The following is a 717-nucleotide window of genomic DNA, read 5'->3' as shown; positions in this document are numbered from 1 at the left end:
CTCCGCCTTCGCTGGTTCGAATCCAGCCCTATCCACCATATAAATATCGCGGGATGGAGCAGTTGGTAGCTCGTCGGGCTCATAACCCGAAGGTCACAGGTTCAAGTCCTGTTCCCGCAACCAAATTTAAGCAGCGAACCAAAGGTTTACGAATAAAGTGAGTAAAGTTTTGTGTGAGTCGCTTAGTTAGCACCGCAGTGCTAACATCAATTGTCCTAATTTATCGCGGGGTGGAGCAGTTGGTAGCTCGTCGGGCTCATAACCCGAAGGCCACAGGTTCAAGTCCTGTCCCCGCAACCAATGAACTGTACCAGTTTATATGTGTAAGTGGCATTAAACTAGGTTTGATATGCTGGTGTAGCTCAGTTGGCAGAGCGTATCCTTGGTAAGGATAAGGTCACCGGTTCAATCCCGGTCACTAGCTCCATTTATGATTAACAAATGGCGGCGTAGCTCAGCTGGCTAGAGCATTCGGTTCATACCCGAAGGGTCCGGGGTTCAAATCCCTGCGCCGCCACCAAAAAAAGTTGTTGACATAAAAACAAAAATGCTATATAATAAAAAGCGTTGTTAGTTAAGTAACGATGAAGAACATGCTGGAATAGCTCAACTGGTAGAGCACCTCACTTGTAATGAGGATGTTGCGGGTTCAAGTCCTGTTTCCAGCTCCATTTGTTTTATATGGATAGGTTCCCGAGTGGCTAAAGGGAGCAGACT

At 47.0% G+C, this 717-nt stretch carries 5 tRNA genes; all 5 read left to right on the top strand.

From position 1 onward, the window contains the following. The first annotated feature begins 47 nt into the window (after nucleotides 1-47). Nucleotides 48-123 (top strand) — tRNA-Met (locus ACAN52_RS21920). A gap of 101 nt (nucleotides 124-224) precedes the next feature. Next, nucleotides 225-300: transfer RNA gene (locus tag ACAN52_RS21915), tRNA-Met, on the top strand. A 51-nt stretch (nucleotides 301-351) separates the two neighbouring features. Continuing rightward, nucleotides 352-427: transfer RNA gene (locus ACAN52_RS21910), tRNA-Thr, on the top strand. A 16-nt stretch (nucleotides 428-443) separates the two neighbouring features. Then, nucleotides 444-520 (top strand) — tRNA-Met (locus ACAN52_RS21905). A 75-nt stretch (nucleotides 521-595) separates the two neighbouring features. Further along, nucleotides 596-671: transfer RNA gene (locus tag ACAN52_RS21900), tRNA-Thr, on the top strand. Nucleotides 672-717: the final 46 nt, after the last annotated feature.

Origin of the sequence: Pelosinus sp. sgz500959, assembly GCF_042610375.1 — a bacterium.
GTDB lineage: Bacteria > Bacillota > Negativicutes > DSM-13327 > DSM-13327 > CTSoil-075.
The sequence above is the reverse complement of the archived record's forward strand: the minus strand, read 5'-3'. Positions and strand labels throughout refer to the sequence as shown.